6 protein-coding genes and 1 pseudogene are annotated in these 5,874 nt (G+C 63.4%); 2 read left to right on the plus strand and 5 right to left on the minus strand.

The features are described 5' to 3' along the window. Positions 1–803 (plus strand): sorbosone dehydrogenase family protein (locus tag HP546_RS24465; protein WP_172230636.1); only part of this gene is annotated, 803 nt, incomplete at its 5' end. Positions 804–848: 45 nt separating this feature from the next. On the opposite strand, the gene HP546_RS24470 is transcribed toward HP546_RS24465, so the two are convergent. The 5 genes from HP546_RS24470 to HP546_RS24490 form a co-directional block, all read right to left on the minus strand. After that, positions 849–1,382 carry a C40 family peptidase gene (locus HP546_RS24470; RefSeq protein WP_172230639.1) on the minus strand — a complete coding sequence of 178 codons (534 nt, stop codon included), beginning with the start codon at positions 1,380–1,382 and terminating at the stop codon, positions 849–851. 136 nt (positions 1,383–1,518) lie between these two features. After that, complete coding sequence (locus tag HP546_RS24475; RefSeq protein ID WP_172230642.1) at positions 1,519–2,166, minus strand: C40 family peptidase; 648 nt, start codon at positions 2,164–2,166, stop codon at positions 1,519–1,521. A gap of 127 nt (positions 2,167–2,293) precedes the next feature. Beyond that, the gene (gene hda, locus HP546_RS24480; RefSeq protein WP_056796562.1) at positions 2,294–3,001 is read right to left on the minus strand and encodes a DnaA regulatory inactivator Hda; all 708 of its coding nucleotides are present in this window, start codon (positions 2,999–3,001) and stop codon (positions 2,294–2,296) included. A 151-nt stretch (positions 3,002–3,152) separates the two neighbouring features. Continuing rightward, positions 3,153–4,226: an AI-2E family transporter gene (locus HP546_RS24485; RefSeq protein WP_172230645.1), complete on the minus strand. Its 1,074-nt coding sequence runs from the start codon at positions 4,224–4,226 to the stop codon at positions 3,153–3,155. A 12-nt stretch (positions 4,227–4,238) separates the two neighbouring features. After that, a complete protein-coding gene (locus HP546_RS24490) occupies positions 4,239–5,294 on the minus strand; it encodes a DUF2066 domain-containing protein (RefSeq protein WP_172230648.1) in 1,056 nt (351 codons plus the stop codon). A gap of 315 nt (positions 5,295–5,609) precedes the next feature. On the opposite strand from HP546_RS24490, the pseudogene HP546_RS24495 reads away from it, so the two are divergent. Next, positions 5,610–5,874 (plus strand): annotated as a pseudogene (locus HP546_RS24495) (phosphoribosylformylglycinamidine cyclo-ligase); the annotation flags it as partial.

The following is a 5,874-nucleotide window of genomic DNA, read 5'->3' on the forward strand; positions in this document are numbered from 1 at the left end:
GGCTGTTGCGCTTTCACTACCAGCCGGGGGCTTTGCAGATAGGTGAAAAAGGGCAGCCGGTGGTCGAGCTGCCAGGCGGTCCGCTGAACCACCACTGGACCAAGAACGTGGTGGCTAGCCGCGACGGTAAAAAACTCTATGTGACGGTTGGCTCCAACAGCAATGTGGGAGAAAACGGCATGGACAAAGAGCAAGGCCGGGCGGCCATCTGGGAAGTTGACCCGGCCAGCGGCCAGCACCGGCTGTACGCCACCGGCCTGCGCAACCCCAACGGGCTGGCCTGGGAACCACACAGCGGGGCATTGTGGACTGCTGTGAACGAGCGCGACGAAATTGGCAGCGACCTGGTGCCGGACTACATCACATCGGTGCAGGACGGCGGCTTCTATGGCTGGCCCTACAGTTACTACGGGCAGCATGTAGACACCCGGGTGCAACCGCAGAACCCGCAAAAGGTGGCCCAGGCACGGGTGCCGGATTATGCGGTAGGCCCACACACCGCATCACTCGGGTTGGCATTCGCCGCCCCCGACGCTTTGCCGCCGCCCTTCAACCAGGGGGCACTGGTGGGCCAGCACGGCTCGTGGAACCGCAAGCCACACAGCGGCTACAAGGTGATTTTCGTGCCGTTCAACGCTGCCGGCAAACCATCGGGGCAGCCTGTCGACCTGCTGACGGGGTTTGTCGATGGCAGCGGCAATGCCATGGGCCGACCCGTAGGCGTGACCAACGACGGTCGCGGTGGCGTGCTGGTGGCGGATGACGTGGGCAATGTGGTCTGGCGAATCAGCAGGCTGCACTGAAGCAAAACCGCGGGCTGTCGCCGGCATGCCGGCGATGGCACCGGGTTAAGGATTCTGTGCCAGATGCCCTGCCGGGATCACCCGCTTGGCTTCCAGGTATGCCTTCGCCCAATAGCTGTTGGACAGGTAATCCAGGCGAACCGTGCCGCCAGTGGAAGGAGCATGGACGAAGCGCCCCTCACCTACATAGATACCCGCATGGCTGACCTGCGAGCCGCCGCTGGTGGCAAAGAACACCAGGTCACCGGACTGCAGCGACTTGGCGTCCACCGTCGGCGCACGCATGACGATCATCTCCCGCGTCGAACGCGGCAGGCTGATGCCGGCAGCATCACGGTACACATACTTGATCAGGCCACTGCAATCAAAACCGGAGTCCGGGGTGTTGCCGCCCCAGCGATAAGGCGTGCCTACCAGACCGATGGCACGGATCAGCACGTCATCGGCAATGGGCGAAGGGCTGGGCTGACTGTAGCTGACCTGCGGCTGCACCACAGGCGCCGGCGCGGGCGCGCGGCTGGAGCAGGCAGCCAGCAAGGCCGCCAGGGAGAGAAATGCAAAGCGCGCCATCTTTATCATGGCCAGACCATCCTGTCCGAGACTGCTGAACCGCAGCCGAAAAGAGTTGAGAATTCAGATTAGACGACTTCTGTAAATGCGCACGGCGGCGAGCTTTTTTCAAAGCATCGCCGCCGTGGCGGGTGCATCCGTTTCATCAGTTGCGCGCGATGTTGGTCGGCGCCATGGCCAAGGCGCGCTTGGCTTCGATGAAGGTCTTGCTCCAGTAGCGGTCACCGAGGCTGTCGATGCGCACGCCCCCGCTGCGGCGGCTGCTGGAGTGGATGAACTGGTTGTCACCCAGGTAGATGCCGGCATGGCTGACGCGACCGCGGCCATTGGTGCTGAAGAACAGCAGATCACCCGGCTTGAGCTTGTTGCGTGCCACTTTCGGAGCATCGACGTTGATCATTTCACGCGTGGAGCGTGGCAGGGTCACGCCCGCCTCTTCGCGGAACAGGTAGCCGATGAAACCGCTGCAGTCGAAGCCGGACTTTTCCGAGGTACCACCGAAGCGGTAGCGGGTACCGATCAACGACATGCCACGCTCGAGAATGCTGTCCGCCAGTACTGGCAGCTGGTAAGGCTTGCTGCTGCTGGAGAAGACCTCCAGGTCATCTTCAGTGGCCAGCTCTTCCGGTTCGCCGAAAACCGACGAGGTCGAGGCTTTGGCCTTGACCGCCGACTGTGCGGCGATCGGGGTGTGATCCTGAGGTGCTGATTGAGAAGCCGGGCCATGGGCCGCGCAGCCAAAAAGCAGGGTCACGAGTGCGAGTGGCACGAGGGGTGCGAAGCGCTTCAGCATGGGCACGACCGTGTCTGTAATCCTTTAGAAGGGGGAAACTATGCCCTCTATCATGGCCATTTGCAAATTTTATCGAAAAACATGTGACTTTTTCGTTTTGCCGCTCTGGCCCAAGGTTTTCAGGGGGTTACCAGCCGAGGGTTTCCTTGAGAAAAGGGATGGTGAGCTTGCGCTGTGCCTGCAGCGAGGCCTGGTCGAGGCGCTCGAGCAGGTCGAACAGCGCACTCATGCTGCGCGCGCCACGGGTAAGGATGAAGTGACCGACTTCGTCGGTGAGGTGCAGGCCACGGCGCGAGGCACGCAGCTGCAGGGCGCGCAGCTTGTCTTCGTCGGACAGGCCACGCATCTGGAACACCAGGGCCAGGGTCAACCGCGACTTGAGGTCCGGCAACTTGATCGGCAGTTCGCGTGGCGAAGCCGAGGCTGCCAGCAACAGGCGTCGGCCGCTGTCACGCAGGCGGTTGAACAGGTGGAACATGGCCTCTTCCCAGTCTGCCTTGCCGGCGATCACGTGCAGGTCGTCGATGCACACCAGTTCATACTGGGCCAGGTAGTCGAGCAGCTCTACACCGCGCTCGAGCAGTTGTGCCAAGGGCAGGTAGACCGCGGGCTCGCCGCGCTGCTGAAAGCGGTGGGTGGCAGCCTGCAGCAGGTGGCTACGGCCAACACCCTGCTTGCCCCACAGGTAGATAAGGCTCTCGGTCCAGCCGGCGTCGGCTTCGCATAGCCGCTCGACGTAGCCCAATGCCGCAGCATTGGCGCCCGGATAGTAGTTGATGAAGGTGGCGTCATCGCGCAGGCGCACACCCAGGGGCAACTGGATCGGTGGTTTCATGCTCGCGGGCGGTCGGCAGGACCGCAGGGGGCCTTTGGTGAACAATGTGCAAAGTCTATACCCGCAGCGCTGGGTGCACAATCACGGCATCGGATAGCGCAAGGAAAATCAACAGGTTGCGGGTTTTGGGGTGGGTCGGAGGTATATGGCATCACAATTCCGGGTCCACATCCCCGGCATACATATCCGATTCCTTGTACAAATCATGCACATGCCGCAGCAGCACCATGATCACCGCGGCCACCGGCAACGCCAGCAAGACCCCGGTAAACCCGAACAGCTCACCGCCGGCAAGGATGGCAAAGATCACTGCCACCGGATGCAGCCCGATGCGGTCGCCCACCAGCAACGGCGTCAGCACCATGCCCTCCAGCGCCTGCCCGACCATGAACACGGCAACAATGCCCAGCATCGGGTACAAATCGCCGCCGAACTGGAACAGGCCGGCCACCAGCGCTGCACCAATGCCGATGATGAAGCCCATATAAGGAACGATGGCCGCAAGGCCCGCGAGCATGCCGATCAGCAGCCCCAGCTCCAGCCCCACCAGCATCAGCCCGGCAGAATAGATGAACCCCAAGGCCACCATCACCATCAGCTGGCCGCGCACGAACGCCCCAAGTACTTCATGGCATTCGCCCGCCAGGCCGACCACATCTTCCTCATGCTGGCGTGGCAGCAAGCTGCGCAGCTTGGCCATCATCAGGTCCCAGTCACGTAGCAGATAGAACCCCACGACCGGAATCAGGACCATGTTGGCCAGCCAGGCCATCAGCGCCAGGCTCGACGCCGTCGCCTGTGACAATACCACCCCGACAATGTCGGTGGTCTGCCCCATGTGTTCGCTGATGGCCGCCTTGATCTTGTCGAACTTCCAGAAACCATCGGCCAGCCCCAACCGGTGTTGCACCCAGGGCAGCGCCACATGCTGCAACCAGTCGAGCATCTGCGGCGCCAGCTCGTACAAACGCACCAGCTGCTTGGCCAGCATTGGCACCAGCACCAGCAACAGGGCCATGAACAGCAGAGTGAAGAGGCCGAACACCACTACCACCCCCCAGGTGCGTGACAACCCCCGGCGCTCAAGCCAGTCGACCAGGGGGTCGGCCAGGTACGCCAGGAGAATGCCGATCAGGAAGGGCGTGAGAATGTTGTGCAAGCTGTACAACAGTACGGCGAGCAGCAGTGCAACGCCCAGCCAGATCCAGCGACGCATGTCAGTCAATTTTGGAGCTCCTTACCAACGGAATCGCAGGCCATCGAACGGCTTGGGTGCAGGTTGCGCCGGCACGGCCGGGTCTTGCCCGGCAACTGGTGCCGGTGTCGCGGGCGCGGCTTGCTCTGCCGGCAGCTCCTGCAGCTTGGCCAGGGCAAGCTGGGCACGCAGCTGTTCACGGTTGGCGGTGACGCCATAGGTCAGGGTGGTCCCTTCGGCCATTTGCAGGCGTGGGCCATAGGGCTCAAGCACACGGGCCAACTCCGCGTAGCGCTGCAGGCTCATCCCCTGCACCTGCACCTGCAATTGGCTGCTGGCGCCGGGGCGGGTGACATAGCGTGGCGCCAGGCGGCTGCTTACCGCCAGCATCACCGCATCGGCCAACGCCGCCTGGTCGGCGCCCTCGGCATTGCCCTGCTCGCGCTGGTCGCCCAGCCACAGCTGCCACTTGCCCTGCCACTTGCCGTCGGCCTCCTGGGCATGCACCGCCAGCAAGGCATCGGCGCCGTAACGTTCGGCGGCCTGGCGCAGCGGCGCCGGGTCGCTGGCTTCGAGCTGCTTGGCATTGGCCACCAGTTGTTCCTGCAGGTCAGCCAGCGGCAGACGCAGTGGCAAGCCACGGTGCTGGGCGGCACGGCGCAGGGGCTGGGCGCTGGCCTGGCCGTCACCGACCAGGCTGCTGCCCTCGACACTGCCGTTCAACCACCAGCCAAGGATCGACGGCCGGTTGCTGCCCCACAGGGCCAGGCCGGCCTTGCGCAGGGCCCGCTCGGTACTGCCAGGGTCGAATTCGACCAGCACCGACTCGGGTGGGCCGGCTTCGGTGCCCACCTGGTTGATGATTTGCTGGGGGTCCTTGCGCAGCTCGGCAAGGGCCGGGCTTTGCGCCGCCTTGGGGTCGCCGGTCAGGCGCAACACCAGTGTGTCAAGGGCCTGGGCAGTGGCGGCGGTACGCGCCTCAGCCCCCTGCCCGGTGACCGGTTCGCGCACCTGGTAAAGGCCGGAGACATTTTCAGCCAGGGCAGTGGCCGAGATCAGGGCCAGGCAACCTGCTGCCAGAATGTTGAACAAACGCATGGAGGGTTCCTGTCCATTTACCGCAATGCCTATACCTTATACACGGGGGCGCCAGGTAACCAGTCGCGCGGGTGAAAGATTGGTTGCTGCAGATATGCCTGGATCCGACAGGTGTCGGATCTCAGAGGTTCAGTGCCTCACCTTTACCCACTTTAATGCCCTGCCCGTCGGCCTGAGGATGGCCGCTGCCCGGCAACCCTGATAAAATCGCGCGCCTTCACAGACCACTGACGTTTCAGGCAGCCGCCGCTCACCCGCCGGCCTTGGCCGTCATGGTCGTTTTTAAGAATCCCTCCCTCCTAAAGGCCTGGATCAATGAGCAAGCAACCCTCCCTGAGCTACAAGGACGCCGGTGTAGACATCGACGCCGGCGAAGCACTGGTCGAACGCATCAAGGGCGTGGCAAAACGCACCGCACGCCCTGAAGTCATGGGTGGCCTGGGCGGCTTCGGCGCCCTCTGCGAGATCCCGGCCGGCTACAAGCAGCCGGTGCTGGTCTCCGGCACCGACGGCGTCGGCACCAAGCTGCGCCTGGCGCTGAACCTGAACAAGCACGACAGCATCGGCCAGGACCTGGTCG

The sequence above is a fragment of the Pseudomonas sp. CM25 genome (assembly GCF_013179705.1).
In the GTDB taxonomy this organism is placed as follows: Bacteria; Pseudomonadota; Gammaproteobacteria; order Pseudomonadales; family Pseudomonadaceae; genus Aquipseudomonas.